Genomic DNA, 22078 nt, shown 5'->3' with positions numbered 1-22078 from the left:
GTCCAGGATTACCCCCTGCGCATATGTTTTCTTTCCAACGCTATCAGACAGGATCTCAGTCAATCTATGAACATCATCGTAACCGATAGCCCTGAGCAGGCTTTCAGAAAGGCTGCCGACATGATTGCCTGCGAAGTTCTTTATAATCCTCATCCTGTTCTGGGATTAGCAACAGGTCGCACGATGGAAAGCATCTATCGACTTCTAGTCAAACAGTATGAAGCGTCCGATCTGGATTTTGCCGCAACAACATCTTTCAATCTGGACGAGTATGTTGGCCTTTCTGCTACAGACCCAAATTCATACCGCTACTACATGCAGGAGCACCTTTTTGAGCATGTAAATATGTCAACCTCACAAATTCATGTTCCGAACGGAATTGCCGCAGACTTGGATTTGGAGTGCGCCCGCTATGAAGCGGCTATAGAAAAGGCTGGAGGAATTGGACTTCAGCTTTTGGGAATTGGGGAAACTGGGCATATCGGCTTTAATGAGCCTCCATCAGCCTTCAATAGTCGGACACGTGTCGTACATCTTGATGAGATCACACGTCGTCAAAATTCTGGTATGTTTGGCAATGATCCGACACGCGTTCCCGAGCACGCGTTAACCATGGGGGTCGGAACAATTCTGGAGGCGCGTAAACTTTTACTAGTGGCTGTTGGAAAAGGAAAAGCCGCTATCGTTGATGATGCTCTGAATGGACCGCTCAACGAAAATGTCAGCGCCACGGCTATTCGTTTACATCAAGATTGTACCGTTATCTTGGATAACGCAGCGGCTTCAATTTGGAAGAATAATCGCCCTAACGGGTTCAATGCTATACTTTAAAAGTATGCCAATTAAAAAATAAATTATAAATAATATAATTTTTATTAGTTTTTACAATTTTAATATTTCCTCTCCGACTATTAAAACATGAATATATCATTCTTATAATAATAGTGCTGGAGAGGTAGAAAATCAGCAAGAGAATTTTTCTATTAACGTGCCAATTTATAAGGCTGATTTGGCACTCCCATGAAGTTCCAACCAACTTTCGGAAACATCTACAGAAATCGTTGCAGGTTTATAAGCCTCTTTAGGCGCAACCATAATGTTATCGACATAGGTTTGAGGATTACGGTCATAAAGCGGAAACCAGCTTGACTGCACCTGGATCATGATCCGGTGACCTGGCAGGAATGTATGGTTTACCATTGGCAGACGTACTGGATAAATCTGTTTCTTGTTTGCAGGAATAGGTTCAGGACGCTCGAAGCTTTTCCGATATCGCCCGCGTAAAATATTGCCTGACACCATCAGTTGATAGCCACCCATCGTAGGCTGGGAAGCGACCTCATCAGGATAAACGTCAATCAATTTGACGACAAAATCTCCGTCAGTCCCGGTTGTCGCCGCAGTCAGGTGCATAAGCGGCTCTCCTGTAATGGTAAACGGCGCCGTCAATACTTCAGATGTCAGAGATAACACATCAGGACGGGCTGCGGCGTTGCGTTGATCGGCAGTAAGCCACCAACGCCATCCCGAATTTACATTATCTTTAGGAACAACCGGAAGAGTGACATACGGCACAGGATGATCAGGATCTGAAACATAAGTAAAATGACCGGAAGAACCCGATGCCTTCTTAAAGGCCAATCCGTGATTCTGCTGGAAATACAAAAAGGAGCATTGATCGTCACACTCTGGTGCGGGTAGCGAATCCATGGTTTCCCATTCATCCTCGCCGCTCCGATAAGCTGTTACGCGCGCTGGAAGGGCAATAGCCTCATCCTTTAGATAATGCGCAAGAAACGGCATGAGAACGTGCCTTCGAAAATACAGCCCCGTATCAGAGTGGAGATCTATTGAACCCAACATACTGGCCGCGTGGATCTCACCTCCATGATTCCATGGTCCCATTGCAAGCCACAGGTTTGGTCGCGCCTTAGGGTGTTTGCGCAGTGCATCATAAACGGCGATCGCACCATAATTATCTTCCTGGTCCCACAAACTATGTACCAGCATGGTTGGGACCTTCAGCCCTTCCCGCGAAAGAAGACGATCAAGAGCCTGTAACTGCCACCATGTGTCATAAGCAGGATGTGTCAGCAATTGCCGGAAAAAACCGATCTGATCCATTCCCCGGGACTTCCCGACCGCTCCCGCAGAAACACCATTCAGAAAAAATGCGTAGGCATCAAAGGTACTGCTCCACCATTCAGCTGTATTTTTCCGCGTCGCACCCTGATCATAAATGTAAGGCAGCATCTCTTCACGAAATGCACCATTATGGAACCAGTCATCTCCCATCCAGCCATCAACCATCGGGTTCATTGGAACCGAAACCTTCAATGCTGGATGAGGATGAAAAAGCGCTGTAATTGCCGTATATCCGTCATAGGACACCCCGAGAATACCAACTTTCCCATTACTCTGGGGGACGTTGTGCACCAGCCATTCTATGGTATCCCAGGTATCGGTGCTTTCATCGACAGCCGTACTGTTCAATGGCCCTCGCATGGGGCGGTTCATGACAAACTCACCCTCAGAGCCGTATTTCCCACGTATATCCTGAAGAACACGAATATACCCGCCGTCGACAATAACGTCCGGCATGTTGTCATAACCAGGAAGGATAGATGCCATATGGCTACTTGACCCCAGAGAAGCCATATGTGCCGCATTATACGGCGTACGCGTCATCAACATACCCGCGTTTTTAGCATCCTTGGGAACGAGAATAATCGTATGGAGCCGGACTCCGTCACGCATTGGAATCATCACATCCCGGCGGACATAATCAAAAGTTGAATTGATCTCATGAAAATCGGTTGGCATATCAGTATAGACCGAACCGGCCCCAGGTCGCGCAAATGCAGTTTGCGTCAACATTAATGCACAAGCCGATACCATAAGAAGCTTTTTCATAGTCATTCCAGAAAGTGAATGGTCATCAAGTATGGCGTATCTATGCCACAGAGTATTTTTCGGAGCTATCACATGATGTTAAAATTCTGCGGAAACAGTACCAAAATACTGCCGGGGAGATCCCACAAACAGATTGGCATTATTATCACCTGAAACCGATGCTGCTCCGTAGATGCCACCAATATAGTTACTATCAAAAAGATTGGTAATGCCGAAAGTTGTTTTTATGTTCTGAGCAAAGCCAACTTGGCCAAAATTGTAGGCAAGATTAAGATTTGCCATCCAGTAGGACGGAACATATTCATCGTTAAGATATGTCATTGGCCTTGAACCAATGTAATTGACATTAAAGTTGAACATTGCCTTACGCCAGGTATAATTCAAATTAGCTTTATACATGAATTTTGGATAATATACTTGGTGCTTACCTTTAAGGCTGTAATTTTTTCCACTGTAATTGATAGAGGTTGTCTGGTATTCTGCATCATTCCAGCTCACGCTATTTGTAATTTCAAGCCCACGGAATGGGCGGATCGTTATTGCTCCATCGGCACCATTCATAGTCTCACGACCGACATTCAAATAAGCATTATGGGCTGTCGCCGTACTTCCTTCTGTAATGGAAGCAAGCCTGTTATAGTAATCTGTATGGTAAAAATCAGCACTTCCTGAAAAAAATTGGGAATCATACCTGTACCCAACAATATAATTCCATGTCCTCTCAGGCTTGAGAACTTTCTTGTTAGCATCAAAAACAGATTGGGCGGATTGCGACGAATTTCCCAGACCACCCCACGGTCCAGCACTAGACGTTTGGGAGTAATAATCGTAAGCGCGGAGATTTTCTGCAATATCCCAATAAATTTCATGATGATTGAGAAAATGATAATCGAAATTGAAATGAGGCAAAAACGCTCCCGAAGCCGTCATTGAGCCGCTTGCGGGATGACGGTAATAGGTATTCCACCCAGCCGCCGTGAGTTGGTCCGTGTAATCTGCTTTTGTGCCACCATGAGTAGTCTGTGTGAGTGATTTAAAACCCGCCAGAAGCGTCATGCCAGGAATAATTTTCCAGCGATCCTGAAGAAAGAATTGGAATGTATTGGTATTATAAGCATCATTATACCATGTACTTCCAGTACCTTTCCTGAAACCTGCCAGAGGATTATGACCTGTCGTCAAGCCATCTTCATAAAGCATGGAATCATAGATCCAGCGGTTATTTTCGTACCAGATGCCACTTTCAATATAGTTATTGTGTGGCGCTTCAATTGAAACTTTCTGCGTGAATCCCAAGCGTCGCATATCAGCATGTGACATCCCTAATGCCATCGGAACACCGGAGACTGAGCCATCGGCCTGCAGTGCAGGAACACCGTAACTGGGAGATGTCACGAAATTGTTGGTTCCGCCATAGAGGCCGCTACCAATATTCCCATATGCGACCGTATCTGAATGAACTTTCTCAGACAGATCAAAGTGTCCCGTTACTGCGGACAAATAAGTTCTCTGGACCTGAGATGCATCCCAAGCATAGTCACCTATCTCGTCATTCGAAAGTCTTCCCTCATATCCTGGAGGAACATCCGATGTGTACTGAGCATAATAAGCCCATTGTTTAGCCTTTGCATAATCAGGCTTCAAATAAGTTGTATTACGGCCCATCTGTCGCCACATGTTCTTGGTAAGAGTCAGATAGTTCATCTGCTGGAAATTACCATAACCGAAGAACCCAGTGATTTTGCCGTGTTGACCGATAGGTTGGACAATTTTTGCATCAGCCTGCAATTCACTTTGCCCCCCGGCTCCCTTCCACAAATCCGTGTCTGTTCGCGCGAAGGATGCGTAGAATTTGGTTCCGGTCTGGTTCAGGATGCCACTATCAACACGGGCATAGGTTCGATACGCATTATAGCTACCGAAAGTCTGACTGATTTTACCCCCTGCCTTATCCTTGGGATCAGAGGACGTATATGTCATTGCGCCGCCAAGATTCTGAGTAGAGAATGAGTCCAGCGCCCCAGCCCCTTGAGACATCGTCATCCCGGCAACATCATCCTGAATCATTGCCTGCGTGATAGATACACCATTGTTATTGGCAAATCCCTGCGATCCCAGCGGAATGCCGTCTAATGTTGCGCCAATCTGCATTTGGGTAAATCCGCGCACATAAAATGTATTGCCATAAGTATCGAGACCAAAGGCATCAGTAGATGTGAAATTTGCTCCCGGCGTTGTCATGGCCAGAATTTGCATAGGGTTTGTTCCCTCCACAAATCTATCCATAACCTTTCGCGTTACAGCGACTTCAGGGCCATGACTGCGAACACGAGAGACACTGACTGAAATCGATTCAGAATCAGCACTTTCAATCGTACTACGCCTTTGATGCGGAGAAACTTTCGAGCGCGAAATTGGATGGGAGGAAGTATGCTGAATTTTGGCTGACTGGTGTGATTTTGCAGCCGCCTCTGCTCTATGAAAAGAAGCGCTTGCAACAGCGATTCCCAAGATGCTTGTCGTCAAAAGGTAATGGGATTTTCTTCTGGACTTGCCTGATAGTTTCACCGCCGACACCACTTGTACTCCTCGAAATATCACACCTAAATTCACGTTACGGGTTCGATATAATATGCGTCTACGGTGATTTTTTTTGGGAACTGATAGACTAAGGTTAAGAAGAAGCTGCGCAAATGGTGGCTGACTCCGTAATATTTCCAAAATCTCATAACAGAGCTATGAAGGATGTACTCCTCTCTTTTTGGGAGATATCCCTGCCTATCAGCACCTCGGAGAATATGCATCGTGAGATTACGTCAGATCGAAGTTTTCTACGCGATCATGACAACTGGATCGCTGCGAAAAGCAGCAGAAGTGCTGCATGTTTCACAACCTGCAGCCAGCAAGGTTCTCCGATACGCAGAACACTCTCTTGGTTTTGCACTCTTTGAGCGAAAAGGTGGCAGATTGGTTCCGACCCGGGAGGCGCAGATCATGCTCCCGCATGTTAATGCCATTTTCGGAAAACTCTCCGATTTGCGCCGCCTCACTCATAATCTACGCTATGCTCGGGATGGACATTCCATTCGCGTGGGGTGCGTACCCAGCCTGGGATTAAGCCTTATCCCCCGCGTGGTTCGCAGCTATTGCGCCAGCCATCCTGATACGGATGTCACAATCGACACCTTACACGGATCGGAAATTGTATCACGCATTTTCAATCATGACTTGGATCTGGGAGTTGTTTTCGGACATTACTCCCGGGAAGGTCTGACTGCACAGCACATTGGCGATATTCCTCTGGTTCTTATTGATAAAGAAATGAAAAATGGCCCCGTAGCTTTAACGGATATTGACCGTCACCGTTATCTGGGCCTTTCAGAAAAAGATCCAACGGCTGATCTTCTTGATATTGCACTAGACGAAGCTGGCGTGACGATGACCCCAGCCATACGGGTTCGCACACATTTTATGGCAGCAGAGCTGGTCCGCCTCGGCGTTGGCTGCGCGATTGTAGATGCACTGACAGTATTGCATCATCCAGGCCTCCCTCGCCCTTGCGCACTCTCTCCCTCTCTGAATGTTACATGTACGGTTCTATATCGTGCAGATTATGCATTGTCGCACATTTCTCGTGACCTTCTCGTTTTGATGCAAGATGAACTAGATGGTGACTTAAATAAGTTAAACGAAATTATTTAGAATAAATATTCATTATATTATATTTAATTTTGTTAATATTTAACCCTAGTTTTAAAATTATCGTAAATTAATACTTTAGATTTTATCTCAAAATAACCCTGCATAACCCAAGGTTATCGCTTGCAGATATCTCATCATGAGACATACAGGCGTTTTTCATGCTCTATAAGATGTAACATTCATTCCGGATAGCAATGACGGGAGCATGGGAGCCACCATGAAGGCACGCTACAGTCTGTATCGGATAGTTATTCTCTCCGGAGTATTTCTTCTTCCCTTGCGTTCAATTCACGCTACAGAACTCCCGTCCGGACTGACAGTGCAGGATATCGACGCGACTGTTGAACGCACACGTACGACCTTCAAGGTTCCCGGAATTGCCTTGGCTATTGTACAGAATGGAAAAATTGTTTTCAGCCGAGGTTATGGTCAAAGGTCAGAAGACACTAAAAGTGCGTCTGTGGATGGGCGCACCCTGTTCGCCATCGGGTCTAACAGCAAAGAATTTACGGCCACTGCCCTTGCGCAGCTGGTAGATGCTGGCAAGCTGAAATGGGATGATCGCGTCATTGATCATTTGCCGGAATTCCGTGTCTCGGACCCATGGATTACGCGTGATTTTCGCGTCTCTGATCTTCTCACGCATCATAGCGGCATGGGACTTGGCGCTGGTGATCTGATGTTATTTTCTCATAGTACGTTTACACGCAAAGACGTTCTGGCGGGACTGGAACATATGCCTTTTACCGCCCCGTTCCGAAGTGAATACGCCTACAATAACCTATTATACGTTGTCGCGGGCGCTCTTGTTGAACGTGTGACGAGCCAGAGTTGGGAAGACGCTGTTCAGACCCGGCTGATTGATGCTGCAGGCCTGTCTGCTTGTCAGACTACACCTCCTTATCGAGATGAAGCAGATATTGCTACAGGCCAAGGGGATCATTCCCCCCTACCCGCAAAGGCTGCACGTCAGTTGCCTGCTGTCGCACCTGCAGGCGGCATATGGTGCAGTGTAGATGGTATGGCGCGATGGGCTCAAATCTATCTTAATGGGGGTCAAACGCCAGAAGGTAAGCGTATCTTCAGCACGGAAAGCCGTGATGCTCTGTGGGCGCCTCATGCCCTCCTTCCCTTGCCAGACATGGCCGCTTTAACCGGAACGCATTTTCGTGCCTACGGCTATGGCTGGTTCATGGAAGATTTCTTTGGACATAAGCGCGTTTGGCACACTGGCACTATCGGCGGAATGGTCAGTTACGTCACGTTTCTTCCTGAACTGAAGAATGCAATTGTAATCCTGACCAATCACGATGACCACAACGCTACATATGCTCTGGCCACAACACTCAGCGCCCGTATTGCAAGGGGGCAGAGTGCTGATTGGATAAGCTACTGGAAACATCAGGAAGACGCTGCGAATACTGAAAGTGATGCTCTGGCAGCGTCAAGCGGTCCAGGCTCATCTGCTCGCCCATTTTTGACACTTACTACGCAACAGCAGCAGGACTATCTGGGCGACTACAAAGACGCTTGGCGCGGTCTGATCTTCGTTACGCAACATGGAAATGATTTACGGCTAACTTTCTCAAAAGCTGACGGTTTGAGCGGAACCCTTAGGTCGCTGCCTCATGATCTGTTTGTTGTTCGGTGGGACAATCGCGAACAGGATGGCGAAGATGACGCCTATGTTCAGTTTGAACGAAATATAGAAGGCAAAGTGACGGGGATGACAATGAAGCTTCTCGGCTCAGACTTCAGTTTCGATGCACAGGATCTCCATCCCCACAAAATAAACTCTTCATCTCGCGAGACCACACAGTGAAACAGCATATTGCGGTGATTGGCGGCGGGGTCATTGGCCTTTCGACCGCTTTTGCACTGATCCGGGCAGGCCATAACGTCACGCTGATCGAACAGAACGAGGATGTCGGGCTGGGTGCGAGCTACGCTAATGGAGGCCAGCTCAGTTACCGCTATGTGAGTCCACTTGCAGATGCTGGAATCCCTCGTCAGGCACTGGGTTGGATCATGAAGTCCGGCTCTCCGGTTTCACTTCGTCTCCGTGTTGATCCGACCCAATGGCGCTGGATGCTATCGTTTCTTGCAGCCTGTAATCGGTCAACCAATCGTAAAAATGCAAAAATACTTTTACAGCTTGGACTTGAAGGCCAAACTGAAATGGCGACATGGCGCGCCGAAGGGCTGGAAGGGTATTTCTGGCGGCAGGCGGGGAAACTGGTTCTGTATCGTCAGAACAAGGTTTTCCAAAAGGCCGTCTCGACTATTCAGAACCCTACTCTGGAACGGGCTCTCTCTCCTGAAGACTGTGCAAAAATTGAGCCGGCATTCGCCCATCTTGCCCCTGACCTGGCAGGAGGCATTTTTTCACCAGAAGACGAAGTGGCGGACAGTTACCTTTTCTGCAGGTCCCTGAAAGTATCCCTTCTGAGCAATCCGCAGTTCCGTTACCTACCGGGCAAAGCTGCACTCAAGCCGGAAACAGACAAGCATTGCATGCTAACAGTGGATGGTGTCGGTTATGCGGTGGACAGAATTGTCCTGGCGGCGGGTTTGAACTCACGAGAAATCGTTGTCCCCCTCGGAATACGCCTCCCTCTTTACGGCCTCAAAGGCTATAGCCTTACGCTTCGTCCCTCACCTGAAAAACTGCCCTCCATAAGCGTCACAGATTACGATAATCGCGTTGTTTATGCACGTCTTGGAGACACCCTGCGTGTTGCGGCAATGGTTGATATTGGCGCAGAGGACCGATCTCTCACTCCTACACGTCTGACCTCCCTGCGCCATCTTGTCAGGCGTACCCTGCCCGGACTTAATTCCAACAACCTTCCGGACTTTCCATGGACGGGTCTTCGCCCAGCCACTCCAACCGGCGTGCCGATCATTGGGCATAGTCGCTACGAGAACCTGCTGTTCAATGTGGGGCATGGTGCTTTGGGTTTTACTCTCGCGGCCGGATCAGCTGCACGGATTACCAAACTCATTGATCAGGCTCATCCTGAGGGAATTCAGAAATGAGAGAACATGTCTTCCAAACATTCTGTGCTTTTTTCATTGCAACAAGTACGGCAACAGCCTTTGCTGCGCCATCCCCCACAACAGATGCGCAACTGACTCAGGTTCTGGCTCATGGAGAAAATCGTTCTCTGGCAGCAATCGCAGCCTTACGTATTCATAGGGGAGCTGTATCCTATCAATATGTCAGTGGATTTGCACGCAAGGATGGTCTCAAGAGTACGCCAGCCCGTTCCGATACTTTATTTCGGATTGCCTCTGTTTCGAAATTCGTTACCACCATTGGTATGATGCAACTGGTCGATAAAAGGAAAATCGATCTGGACGCCGATGCATCACGCTACCTTGGCTTCACACTGCGTAATCCCGACTTTCCGAACGTTGTCATTACGCCGCGTATGCTGTTGAGCCACACCGCCAGCATTGCAGACGCAGATGATTACGTCATGCCGGCACACCATACTGTCTCGGAATTTTTTGATCCCTCACGCCATAATGGAATGGCAACATACCATTTTCTTCCTGGACGACAGCCTGGAACGTGGTTCAGCTACTGCAATCTGTGTTACGGCTTGATTGGCACCATGATCGAACGGGTCAGTGGCGAGCGCTTCGATCTTTACCAGCAAAAACATGTCTTGACGCCCCTTGGCATTGATGGGGGATACGATCCCGCGCTTCTTCCTCATCCCGAGAGGCTAGCCACGCTTTATCAACACACTGCCCGCGGATACGAAGCAACAAAAGACAAGATCGGGCGCTTTATCCCCGAGGCACCTGCTGATTACAAAATTGGTACAAATGCCACGATCTTTTCCCCTCAGGGAGGTCTTCACATTTCACTTGATGGCCTATACCGTTTGGCACAATTCGTCTTCGGTGACGGCACAGTTGACGGTGTAAGCGTACTTTCTTCCAGGTCACTCCAGACCATGCTGAAACCCGCATGGACGTACGACGGACATAATGGAGAAGGCCCTTACCCCATCGCAAGCTATGGTCTGGCCATGATTCAACTCAGCGGCGCTACAGATCCTTCAGGTCATCCCACTAAGCCATGGAACGATTATCACGGCGGGATAGTAGGACATCTTGGGGATGCTTACAGCCTACGATCAGGCTTCTGGCTCAATCCAAAAACTCAGGATGGTTATCTGTTCATCGCAGACGGTTTTCCTGAAGACGGGCAAGAAAAACCGGGAAAATACTCTTCATTTACTGCCGTGGAAGAAGATATTTTCAACGCGCTTTCACTAGCGCCTTAGATTAATTGCTTTCGCATAACATGCACCTATAATCTCATGGCGGCAGCAAGAACCATTACCTTTCAGGCTATAAAAAACGAGGGCTTATGCCCTCGTTTTTTTATACTGTTTCACGCAGATTAAAAACCTATACGTCCTGCGCGAGTAAACGATTGGCTCTTGCAAGCGCCATGATCGGGAAATACTGGCGATACATATCATAGCGCAACATAAACGCGCGGGAGAGCTCTGCGCCCTGCATCAGACGCTTTGACAACGCCGGGTCATCCAGCTTGATCGTCTGACCAACGCCGTAGCCCGGAAAGCCGGTGCCAGTGAACTCCTGCTCCGTCCAGCTTCCGTCGGCTTCCTGCCGATCAATCAGAAACCGGCATCCCTTGGCAATTGCCTCATAATCCTGAGGACGGCCCACAGCGATCAGTCCCATCAAGGCCCAGGCCGTTTGAGACGCCGTCGTACTTCCACGCCCTATGGATGAAATATCCATATATGACGCACAGCTCTCTCCCCAACCACCATCATCCTGCTGACAGGAAATCAGCCAGTCGCAGGCCTTGGTAATATAGGGTTGCGTCATGTCTTCACCAATGGCTGCAAGAGCAGGTAGAACGGCTCCTGTTCCATACAGGTAATTTACACCCCATCGGCCAAACCACGGGCCTTGAGGGTCCTGCTCCAACCGAACATAGGCGAGTGCTTTTTGCACCACAGGGAGATCACGCGACAAGCCCAGAAGACCAAATGCTTCCAGAATATGGGCGGTGACATCAACAGACGGCGGATCAAGAGCCTCGCCAAAATCACAGAACGGAATTTTGGAGAGCAGGCTCTTGTTATTATCCTTGTCAAAAGCACCCCATCCGCCGCAAGAGCTTTGCATGGCGATCAGCCAGTTCACGGCCCGGTCAATCGCCTCATCAACCCCCTTACGCTTCCACTCTTCCTTGTGACGACAGAATGACAGTGCAATCAGGGCGACAGCCGTATCATCGGTATCCGGGTACCTATCATTGGCATACTCAAAAGACCATCCGCCCGGTTCGACATCCGGAAGCTTGATGGACCAGTCTCCCTTGACGCGCACTTGTCGGTTCAGAAGCCAGTCCAACGCCTTGTCCATTTCCGGCGTAAAGCGCTCCTGTGCATTTGCGTCATGCAAGGCCATCAGAGCCAGCATGGTATCCCAGACAGGACTATTCGTTGCCTGAATCCAGGATGCTTCTCCCCTGTCATAACGCCATCCCGGATCATCGAGAGCCGCCAGAGCTTTGGCCAGGACAGGGTGATGAAACGGGTAACCCTCTCCATGTAGCGCCATCAGGCCATACACCCATGGTGGCTGGATACCGCCCCAGCCGCCATCTGCATCCTGATGTCGGATGATCCATTCCAGCATGTGGCGAATTGCGGCTTCACGAACTGTATTACGCTTGAGAAATCTGGACTGAAGCCAGTGCAACCCTTTGTCAGTCGTCCTAAAAAAGCTTGACCACAGATCCACCCGGTCTTTTTGGGGAAGAGTGTAATCAAAATTTTCGCGCCCCTCGGGGAACAACGCATCCAGACGGTCTTGTGGACGTAAAGGACGACTGGGCCGACGTGCAGACAGAATGGCAAGCGGTGCGAGAGTTGCGCGTGCCCATTGAGCAAAATTATAAATTGAAAAAACGAAATTATTCGGAAACCAGATGACTTCAGGCGGAAGATTGGGTGTTTTTTCCCATGGCCATTCGCCAATCAGAGCCAGCCAGTAACGCGTAAAAACGCGGATATTTTTCAAACCGCCTTTCTCGGCAATCCACGTACTGGCCTTGAGAAGCACAGGGCTGTTCGCGGAATAGCCAAGAGAACGCAAAGCAGCATAAGCCTCTACCGTTGCATTGATGTCACCACTTCGCGCACCAAGGTAAACCCCCCAGGACCCATCATCACGCTGCATTTCCAGAAGCGCATTCCCCAGTCGTGGACGAAGCGGATGATCTTCCAGACCAAGAAACCAGAGAGCGAGGCACCACTCTGCCTCCATGGATGCGTTGGATTCAACTGGCCCAACCCAATGACCATCGCCCTTCTGCTGCCCAATCAACCAGTCACAGGCACAAGACACCGTATGAGCCAGGCTGTTACTCATTCCCTTGAGTATTGGTGCACTCATTCTCCAAACACCCACGCAGTATATAAAATCATGCTTCGGAAAGCTTATTATCAGTCTTACCTGACAGCGTCAGCCTCTGATATTCTCAGAAGCGACAATTCATTTCAGACTATACCAGTCCAGAAATCAGAAGATTTACAAACGTCATGTGACTGATGCCTGAGCCTTCACTGGATTTCTGCAACCCTGTCGGTCCGTAACGTGTGACTTCGTCGCCGCACTCCTGACAAGGATAAAGCATCGCCCTCAATCCTACTTGCAAATGACTCTCAATACCGATAGGAGCCGTGACCCATACGCAAGCAGGAGCGAGTAAAGATGTCGGGTATGCATCGTAACAGGGCCGTTTATGTGATTCCCCTGTCCCTGCTCATGGGCAGTAAAACTTTCGCAGCAGATCAGATCGTAAAGCCTGAACCGGCAGCAGGCATGAAAAACTCGGCCCGGATCCGATCGATCTCTTCCTCTGCAACGCAGGCAACAGGGGTTGAGAGCCTGCGTGTGCAAGGACGCAAACCTTCCACGGTGGCATCTTCTGCGACCAAAACGGACACTCCCCTCGTCGAAACAGCACAATCCGTTACAGTCATCACCCGTAACGAAATGGACATTCGAGGGGTTCTGAACCTCAATCAGGCTGTTAGGTACGCTGCTGGTATTACGCCTGATTTACGCGGAGGCGAAGGCACGCGATATGATCAGTTTCTGCTACGTGGGTTTATGGTCCCGACATTCCTCGATGGCCTGAAACTTCAGGACAGTCCCACGGGTTACGCCAGTGCTCAGACCGACACTTCAAGACTGGAACGCATTGAGATCCTCAAGGGTCCTGCATCCGCAATCTACGGTCAGTCGAGCCCGGGCGGTCTGACGGCCCTCTCCAGCAAACTTCCGACGGACCAGAGATTTTACGGGTGTGTCAATGCAACTGGCGGCATGTTCGATCTGTATCGCGTAGACGCAGATGTCGGTGGTTTTGCAACGGATAACGGGTTTGTCCGATATCGTATCAACGGCACAGTCAACGGCCAGCATACACAGCTTGCCAGGACAGGAAGCCGCCGTTTCAGCATCAGCCCATCCTTTACTCTTGGTGGTGACGGCCCCACGACACTCACGATTCTTGGTAACTATCAATACGATCCCGAAAACGGATCATATGGTGGCGTGCCGCTGGTTGGCTCTCTCAAGCGCGCATCTTTTGGCTATCTGCCGCGCAATTTCTATGATGGTGATGCCAACTACGAGAAGTTCAACCGCAAGCACGGTTCTATCACGTATATCTTCAATCATCGCTTTAACAAGGACTGGTCGTTCACGTCACGCGGCCGCTACGATGACATTAAAACACAATACCGCAGCGTCTATAACAGCGGTTATTATACAGACGAAGCTAATGGCCTCCTTGCCCGATCTGCTTTCGGGACGAATGAACATACGCATAATCTGGCCTTCGACAGCCAGTTCAAAGGACGCGTCCACACAGGGCCTCTGACTCATTCACTGATGTTTGGCTTTGACTATATGCAGCAGACGGCCTCGGAACAGGGTTTCTATGGTTCCGCGCCAGATCTGAATGTTTTTCATCCAGACTCTTACATGGCCATCCCTGCTGCGGCCCCCTACATCAGCTACAACACAACATCCCATCAGATCGGAGCCTACGGTCAGGACGAAATCCGCTGGAAGCACCTGATCCTCACGGGCAGCATTCGGAACGACTGGTACCGGTCCCACCAGGTTGAACATATCTACGGATCAGACACCCGCCAAAGCCCGAGCCAGATCACCTGGCGTGCTTCAGGTCTTTACCATTTCAACTTCGGCTTGGCGCCGTATATCAGCTACTCGACATCCTTCCAGCCACAGTCTGGTCTGGTTTCCAGCAATGGAGGAGCAACCCTTCGTCAGGCCAATCCATCACTTGGCAAGCAGCTTGAAGGCGGTGTGAAGTATCAGGTTCCGGGAACGTCCATCCTGCTGAGTGCGGCCGGTTTCCACATTGAGCAAACAAACGTCCGCGTGGCTGTGGCCAACACTGCATACGGCGTCGAAAGTGGCAAAGTTCATTCGGATGGGTTTGAGTTTGAGGCCCACGCTGAGCCTTTCAAAAACCTGATGCTTACCGCAGCCGTCAGCTTCCAGAAGGTCAAGGATGATTCCACTGGCAAGCCACTCATCCAGTCTGGTCGTGGTAATGCCTCCCTCTTTGCGTTCTATACCCTGCCGTCCGGCCCACTGAAGGGCTTCGGTTTCGGTGGCGGCATGCGTTACACAAACAAGTCTTACGGTGGCGAAGCGAACTATGGCAGCGTCTGGGTTCCACAGTACGCCGTCTTCGATGCCTCTATCCGCTATGACCTCTCAAAAATGTCGCACTCTCTCCGTGGCTGGAATGCTTCAGCGAGCGTCCGCAACCTGTTCGACAAGAACTTCGTTGCCAACTGCCTGAGCTATGCCTCCTATGGTCAGGAATTCTGCTATTACGGAGAGCGTAGAAACGCTCAGGCGACCATTGGCTATAGCTGGTAAATCATCGCCGTTGAAACGCTGGGATCTGACCTGCCGAATTCTGGCAGCCGTTCCCGGCGGTTATGCACTCTCGGCTTTCGCCGGGATCTGCATTGCCCTCTGGCTACCCGGCTTGCGGGTCGAACGCGCCATGATTGGGATGCTGATTGGCCTTTTGATCTGGCCTGTCACTTTCATGATGAGCTTCGCTATTTCTGACGGACGCAAAGTCTTTGGAGGCACCATGGTTGCCCTCCTTGCTCTGATAGGTCTGGCAGTACTTAAAGGATGGCGCCCATGAAGGGAACATTCCGGGCGTCAATGGCATGGCTGCATACAGGTCTTGGCCTGATCACAGGTTGGGTTCTGTTCGCAATCGCACTGTCAGGGACCCTCAGCGTCTTCAGGGAAAGCATCAGTACCTGGATGCGGCCGGAACTTCCTACTGCCCCCGTGCAAACCATTGATGCCACAGCCCATGCAGTAGCCTGGCTTACAGATCATGCCCCCAAATCGCCGGCCTGGTATCTTGCCGTCCCCACCCATCGTGCGCCTTACGTCTTTGGAACCTGGGAAAAGCCAGGTGGAAGCTACATCCAGAAAGCTCTAAACCCTCTCACTGGCAGCCCGGACGGTATCCGCGATACGCGGGGAGGCGAATTCTTCTACCGCTTTCATTTCGAACTTCAGCTACCCTACCCCTACGGCCGTCTGATTGCTGCTGTTGCTGCTCTTGCTTTGGTCGTGGCTCTGGTCACTGGCCTGATCATTCATCGGCGGATCTTCGCAGATTTTTTCACCTTTCGTCCAAACAAGGGGCAGAGAAGCTGGCTGGATGCCCATAACCTTCTGGGCGTTATCGCTTTTCCTTTCCACCTGATGATTTCCTTCACGGGAGCTGTCACTCTTGTCACAATGTTACTGCCATGGGGACCGCAAGCTGTTTACAAGCAGGACATCATGGCAGGCTATACGGACCTCAACCCAGCCATTGAGACCCGTCCGGCCAGCGGAAAACCCGGTCATCTGACGTCTGTTCTCCCCGTGCTGCGAGAGGCTGAAAAACGCTTCAAAGGAGCTGGAATCTCACAGGTCTATATTTACAACCCCTCAGACGCGGCTTCCCTGATCACAGTTATGGCCGGGAATAACGGTACCATCAGTACCCTTTCTCACAGCCTTACGTTCGATGGTACGACAGGACTTCTCATGAGAGAGCATGTCGAGACGCGTCCAGCCGTTCGCACCTACACGTTTCTGTATGGGCTACACATTGCACGCTTCACACCCGACGTAACACGATGGCTCTATTTCCTTTCCGGCCTGATGCTGACCGCCGTCATCGGGAGCGGAATGCGTCTGTGGACTGTCAAACGCCTTCGCCTGCCTCACCATCTTGGGCATGTTCTGACAGATCGTCTGAACGTTGGCGTGCTGGCTGGCGCGCCTCTCGCCTTCGCATCCTACTTTTTGGCCAACAGGCTATTGCCCCCGATGTCTGCGCACCGTGCAGATCATGAAGTGCAATGCGTTTTCATTGTCTGGGGGTTGGCATTGTTGTTTGCTCTCGTGCGCCCTGCCAGACGCACATGGCCCGAGATGCTAACAACCTGTGCATTTGCCTGCTTTGCCATTGCTGCGGTGAGCAGCCCATGGACCAATCCTGTCACCCAAAGCACGGCTCTTGTGAGCCTGTTCTTCTCTGGTGCTTTTGGGTACGCCGCCTTCCGTGCGCTCAACGGAAAAGCAAAGCAAACATGACAGGACCGTCTTTCCTGTGCGGGCAGTTCGCAATGCTGCTCCTCGCCGCTGGGTCAGCCCGTGGCGGTGGTATTTTCTTCCGAAAATCTCCCCCCGCCTCTTATCGGCTTGGACTGCAAATCTCTGGCTTTGCGCTTCTAACACTCAGTCTGCTTCTGGAACTCTATGACAGCGATTTCCCGATCGTTGCCACGACAACCTGGATAGGGCTGCTCAGCCTTGAGGTGCTGCTCGCGGCATTGATCTGCACAGCTTTAAATGCCCGCAAGCGGTCATCGCGGTAGTTTCATTTCCTGAGATCCCGCAAAACCGCTCCCGAGCGTTCGAGCGCAAGCGATGTCTTGGGCGTTCCAATCCGCTGTGCCTGATAAATCCCACTGTGGCCGGACGCCAGATAGGCAATGAAGCATCCCGCAGCATAGTAAACGACATCCGTTGCCCCGAAGAGTTCAACGGCCATGAACGTACAGGCCAGAGGCGTATTCGCCGCCCCTGCAAAGACCGCTACAAACCCCACACCAGCCAGCAGATCTGCTGGCACACCAAGTACCGGCGACAACGCATTTCCCAGCCCGGCACCAATGAAGAAAAGCGGCGTAACTTCCCCGCCCTTAAATCCGGACGCAAGCGCTACCAGTGTGAAGACCAGCTTCCAGAACCAGCTCCAGGGATAATACCCGTGGCCGAAAAAATTCATGATGCTGGCACCGTCGATGTCAGGAGACATCACGCCAAGACCGAGATAGTCCCGTGTTCCCAATAGACCGACCAGAAAAATCGTCAGAACTCCACCCAGTGCGGGGCGCAACCATGCCTGCGGGCAGAGTTTCTGAAAAATACCTGCCAGTCGATGAACGCCCGAAGCAAAAGCCCGACTGGCAAGACCAAAGCACACGGCGGCAAAACTGACTTTTGCAAGAAGCAGCGCATCGACATGGAACATCGTGCCATCGGCAGACGGAATACCCCGAAAACCAACATGATATGCTGCATGGTGAATACCCCAGGCATGGCAGGTCCAGTCCGCAACAATGGAGGCCACGGCAACTGGAAGAAGCGCTGCATAGTCCAGCCTCCCCAGCGTCAGAACTTCCAAGCCGAAAATGGCACCCGCGACCGGGGTTCCAAATACGGCCCCAAAGCCTGCAGCAATCCCCGCCATCAGAAAGAGGCGCATTGCGCGGTCATTGAGGCGGAACAACCGCCCAATTGCGGCAGCAAAGCTGCCACCAATCTGAACAGCCGTCCCTTCGCGACCAACCGAAGCGCCAAAAAGATGGCTGATGACCGTCCCAAACAGGACAAGAGGCGCCATGCAGAACGGCACACCCCCGCCCGGCTTGTGAATTTCATCGATAATCAGATTATTACCCGCCGTAGCCCTGCCACCGTAACGCTGATAGAGAAGCGCTACCCCGACACCCGCTACGGGAAGCCCTATGAGCAAAGACGGATGCAGAAACCGTAACTGCGTCGCCTGATCGAGCAGCCAAAGAAACAGCGCACAGACGGAGCCGACACTAACGCCCAACAGCGCCAGGATCAGTCCCCAATGCAACGCGATCCGAAGAAGTCGTGGGAAATTCTGAAGCGTGCGCATTGGATACATCTCTCCTGTCATACTTCCCGAGAAGCGGGTTTGACAGGAATCATCAGCATCTCGCCGTGGAGAGCGGTTCGACCATAATGGTCAGGCAGAATCCATTGCCATTACGAAGATGCTAGCGATCACGCCCTACGATGTCACCCCTATCATCTGAAAATGGCTTTCCCTGAAAATAGGGAAAGCCATTTTTTAACCTAATATCAGAACCCGACGGAAATATTCCCCGTTACGCTGAAGCGTGGATACAGATAGTAGGTGGGCGTCCCGCTGGAACTGATGGTGCTGCCATAAATGCCCTTGGCAGCCTTGGCGTTGGAGACAAGGCTGTAGACACCAGTTCGCACAAAATCACCTCCAAGATTGCTGAAGTTCAGCTGGAACTTCGGCGCCTTGAAACGGCCGAACGAATTGAAGCGATAACCGAGCGACAGATTATCGGTGATATAACCCGGAATCTTCTCGTCATTCATGAATGTTGCATACTGGGACGAGACATAGCTGACGCTGCCATTGGCAAAGAAATGCCCATCGTCATAGGTCAGACCCGCGCTGGCATGAACATGCGGAGACTGAACGGCCTTCTTACCCTTCGTCGGCAACAGGTCGCTGACTGTCTGGCCATTCAGCATCCCCGTCGTCAGGATATTGGAATCCATTGTCGCGTTCAGATACTCGACAGAGACATACGGGCTGAAATGATGCCACGGATGGGCTGAGATCATGAAATCCACCCCCCGCGCGGTCTGATTACCCGCATTAATCGTAGAGCTGATCGCCTGATTGTTGACGTAAACGCTCGTAGAAAGCAGACGATTGGTGATGGAATAGTTAAACAGCTCCAGATCGGTCATGAAGTAATCATTGTCGAAGCGCCAGCCGAGTTCTTCCTTGATGGAATATTGCGGCTTCGGATTGTACGGATTCCCGACATAACCGCCCGTCTGTGCATCATAAACCTGACCGAGCGATCCCGGATCAGGCATACGGAAATCACCCTCAGCATTCACATAAATCATGTTGTGCTGATCAATCCGATAGCTGATCCCCACCTGCGGCAGCGGGACGACCTGGTTCTGTTCGGTACGAGGTGTTGATGAAGCCCCGTTGACTGTCCAGCGATTGATCATGGCAACCTTGATGCCGCCGTTCAATGTCAGGCGGTCATTCAGCAGCTTTGCTGTATTCTGGAAGAACAGCGAGTGAATTTTCCAGCCCGCATCTCCCTGATAAGGCATGTAACGCTCACCATTAACGTACACCCCTTTGGAACTGTTGTACGGGAAATACTGTCTGCCGTTGCTTTGCAGCACGGAATACATGTTATTGACCTGATTGTCCTGATAATCGAACCAGTATCCCAGTTCCATATGATCCCAACTGACAGGATCATAATTCAGCTTGGCAACAGTCCCGGCATGCGGACGATACACGCTGTAGTAGGATGCGGTCGGGACACTCCCAGTAATCCCGCTTCCACCCTGCCCGATCGTCGCGTTACGGCCAGAGCCGTTAAACAGGCTACCGTTGTAAGTATAGCCACCGTTATAAACGTAATATGGTTTAAAATCGAAAGAGAATTTTGCTGGCAGATGCAGATGTACGGGCAGCGTCACGAAGACCTGATCCCACATGTTACCATTCAGCATTCCATACTTTGAAGGATTGGATGGGTCATAAGATGAAGAATAGTTATACGTCCCCAGCCCATCTTTCTTGTTATAGAACTGCTTCGCCGTAGGCTTGAGTGGTTCCATTGTGAACTGATGGTTCCACGATACGAACAGATTTACAGACGAACCGTCCTCAAAGTCCTTGGCAGCACCGAAATCCAGATGACGACGCTCGTTAGTGCCGGGGCCATTCCAGTTGCGAGAATGGGTATGGGAAAATGATGCAAACGTACGGATACCGGAATTGCCGATGTCACCGCTCTCAACACGAATGAACTCACGGGACAGGTTGTTGGTCCCGTATGAGAAGTCCATCAGACCGCCAAACTTGTGAGACGGAGTCATGGTCTGAGAGTCCATGATGCCAGCAGCCGCAGACGTCACAGGCAGATCAATGGCAGATGACCCCGGTGTGACCGAAATCATGTTGACGTTCTCTGTATCGACGTTCTGATTCAGGTAATATGCCGTGGCAACCGGCACACCATTCAGAAGAATGCCCATATCTGAGTCAGTTAAACTGCGACTGTTGATCTTGCCACCCAAAATACCAGAACTATCAACAGTCGAAACCGTGACACTCGGCAAGTTTTTGATCATGTCGAGCGCCGTACTAGCCGGGCTCTGCATCTCAATATATTGCTTCGTAACCGTCTGAACGGAATGAGGCGCGATTTCCCGGCGCATCATGCCACCACCACCATTCAGGGCCTGACGCGACACACGAACGGAAATGGCTTCCGCATCCTGCGCATTAACAGAAGTCCGCGGATGAGTGGTCGTCACCGAACCCCGACCATGTGCCTTCCCCTGCGAACCACCTCTTGCAGCAGGATGGTTGCTATGAGACTGCGCAGCAGCATGGCTGCTTCCATCGCAAAACACTCCAGCCAGCACGGTAGCTGTTAGCAATGTAAGGCGTCTGGCACCAGTTTTCATCTTCATCCGTCCTCAGATATGTCGTCTGTTGCGCAGAAAATATTTATAACGGCGCCCATGGCAAGTCAGACAAAGAAAATATATGACATTCATTCTGAATCATTTCATTCATAATCTTTTAATGTGACTTTTTTGTCGCAATATATTATTTTATATATTGCAATATATTTAATTATTTCCAAAATAAATCTATAAGTATTTTTGTATGATTTGAAATATTTTCATACCTATAAAATGCATCGTACTGTTGCATATAAGAGAACACTCAATTTTTAAGACTATCCCACTGGCGATTTTTTTCAGATATCCTTCTTGTTATGTATGCGAAACAACGAAAGAAAATCACGAAAATCGCCCGATTTGTGTAACAAATTGGAGGGATCGAAGAACCCCTGATTGATGTGCTTGGCCGGTAATTTCTGGGTTTTGGCGATTTGATTGACGGTTTTTGCGATGGCCTCCGGTCTGCGTTTTGAGCAGATTGGGAGTTGTCTCTCGCTGGATGGCTATGCGCTCGCGT

The 22078-nt window shown here is 50.3% G+C and carries 14 protein-coding genes and 1 riboswitch; of the genes, 9 read left to right on the top strand and 5 right to left on the bottom strand.

Translation table 11 applies throughout. The features are described from left to right. Positions 1-66 precede the first annotated feature (66 nt). A complete protein-coding gene (gene nagB / locus GJA01_RS08450; protein WP_062505201.1) occupies positions 67-831 on the top strand; it encodes a glucosamine-6-phosphate deaminase in 765 nt (254 codons plus the stop codon). Between the two features lie 165 nt (positions 832-996). Here nagB and GJA01_RS08445 read toward each other — a convergent pair whose 3' ends face one another. Both GJA01_RS08445 and GJA01_RS08440 read right to left on the bottom strand, forming a co-directional pair. Then, complete coding sequence (locus GJA01_RS08445; protein ID WP_062505203.1) at positions 997-2919, bottom strand: CocE/NonD family hydrolase; 1923 nt, start codon at positions 2917-2919, stop codon at positions 997-999. Between the two features lie 72 nt (positions 2920-2991). Next, the gene (locus tag GJA01_RS08440) at positions 2992-5490 is read right to left on the bottom strand and encodes a TonB-dependent receptor domain-containing protein (RefSeq protein WP_082785311.1); all 2499 of its coding nucleotides are present in this window, start codon (positions 5488-5490) and stop codon (positions 2992-2994) included. Positions 5491-5718: 228 nt separating this feature from the next. Between GJA01_RS08440 and GJA01_RS08430 the strand changes: the two genes are divergently transcribed. The 4 genes from GJA01_RS08430 to GJA01_RS08415 all read left to right on the top strand — a co-directional run bounded on the left by GJA01_RS08430 (position 5719) and on the right by GJA01_RS08415 (position 10916). Beyond that, on the top strand, positions 5719-6615 hold the full coding sequence (locus GJA01_RS08430) for a LysR family transcriptional regulator (RefSeq protein WP_061930031.1): 897 nt from the start codon (positions 5719-5721) through the stop codon (positions 6613-6615). Between the two features lie 217 nt (positions 6616-6832). Then, entirely contained in the window at positions 6833-8437 is a 1605-nt protein-coding gene (locus tag GJA01_RS08425) for a serine hydrolase (protein ID WP_062505238.1), read from the top strand. Continuing rightward, positions 8434-9654, top strand: a complete 1221-nt coding sequence (locus GJA01_RS08420) for an FAD-dependent oxidoreductase (protein ID WP_062505208.1) — start codon at positions 8434-8436, stop codon at positions 9652-9654. Before GJA01_RS08425 ends, GJA01_RS08420 begins: the two co-directional genes overlap by 4 nt. Next, positions 9651-10916, top strand: coding sequence for a serine hydrolase domain-containing protein (locus GJA01_RS08415; protein ID WP_062505209.1), 1266 nt, complete (start codon positions 9651-9653; stop codon positions 10914-10916). The genes GJA01_RS08420 and GJA01_RS08415 overlap by 4 nt, the downstream gene beginning before the upstream one ends. Before the next feature lie 127 nt (positions 10917-11043). On the opposite strand, the gene shc is transcribed toward GJA01_RS08415, so the two are convergent. After that, positions 11044-13071 carry a squalene--hopene cyclase gene (gene shc / locus GJA01_RS08410; RefSeq protein WP_062505211.1) on the bottom strand — a complete coding sequence of 676 codons (2028 nt, stop codon included), beginning with the start codon at positions 13069-13071 and terminating at the stop codon, positions 11044-11046. A gap of 318 nt (positions 13072-13389) precedes the next feature. On the opposite strand from shc, the gene GJA01_RS08405 reads away from it, so the two are divergent. The 4 genes from GJA01_RS08405 to GJA01_RS08390 are packed head-to-tail and all read left to right on the top strand — an operon-like array spanning position 13390 to position 17627. Then, a complete protein-coding gene (locus tag GJA01_RS08405) occupies positions 13390-15603 on the top strand; it encodes a TonB-dependent siderophore receptor (RefSeq protein WP_373317482.1) in 2214 nt (737 codons plus the stop codon). Between the two features lie 10 nt (positions 15604-15613). Beyond that, positions 15614-15883 carry a hypothetical protein gene (locus tag GJA01_RS08400; RefSeq protein ID WP_253783407.1) on the top strand — a complete coding sequence of 90 codons (270 nt, stop codon included), beginning with the start codon at positions 15614-15616 and terminating at the stop codon, positions 15881-15883. Continuing rightward, positions 15880-17343, top strand: a complete 1464-nt coding sequence (locus GJA01_RS08395; protein WP_062505217.1) for a PepSY-associated TM helix domain-containing protein — start codon at positions 15880-15882, stop codon at positions 17341-17343. Before GJA01_RS08400 ends, GJA01_RS08395 begins: the two co-directional genes overlap by 4 nt. Further along, the gene (locus GJA01_RS08390; protein WP_253783409.1) at positions 17340-17627 is read left to right on the top strand and encodes a hypothetical protein; all 288 of its coding nucleotides are present in this window, start codon (positions 17340-17342) and stop codon (positions 17625-17627) included. The genes GJA01_RS08395 and GJA01_RS08390 overlap by 4 nt, the downstream gene beginning before the upstream one ends. A 2-nt stretch (positions 17628-17629) precedes the next feature. Here GJA01_RS08390 and GJA01_RS08385 read toward each other — a convergent pair whose 3' ends face one another. Both GJA01_RS08385 and GJA01_RS08380 read right to left on the bottom strand, forming a co-directional pair. Beyond that, positions 17630-18964 (bottom strand): voltage-gated chloride channel family protein, encoded by a 1335-nt coding sequence (locus tag GJA01_RS08385; protein ID WP_062505219.1) that lies wholly within the window; start codon positions 18962-18964, stop codon positions 17630-17632. A 15-nt stretch (positions 18965-18979) separates the two neighbouring features. Further along, a riboswitch (Fluoride riboswitch) is annotated at positions 18980-19061 on the bottom strand. A gap of 88 nt (positions 19062-19149) precedes the next feature. After that, complete coding sequence (locus tag GJA01_RS08380) at positions 19150-21564, bottom strand: TonB-dependent receptor (RefSeq protein WP_253783415.1); 2415 nt, start codon at positions 21562-21564, stop codon at positions 19150-19152. Positions 21565-22078 lie beyond the last annotated feature (514 nt).

The organism is Gluconobacter japonicus, assembly GCF_002723975.1.
Taxonomy (GTDB): domain Bacteria; phylum Pseudomonadota; class Alphaproteobacteria; order Acetobacterales; family Acetobacteraceae; genus Gluconobacter; species Gluconobacter japonicus.
Note: the sequence above shows the minus strand (reverse complement) of the source record. Positions and strands in the feature narration are given on the sequence as shown.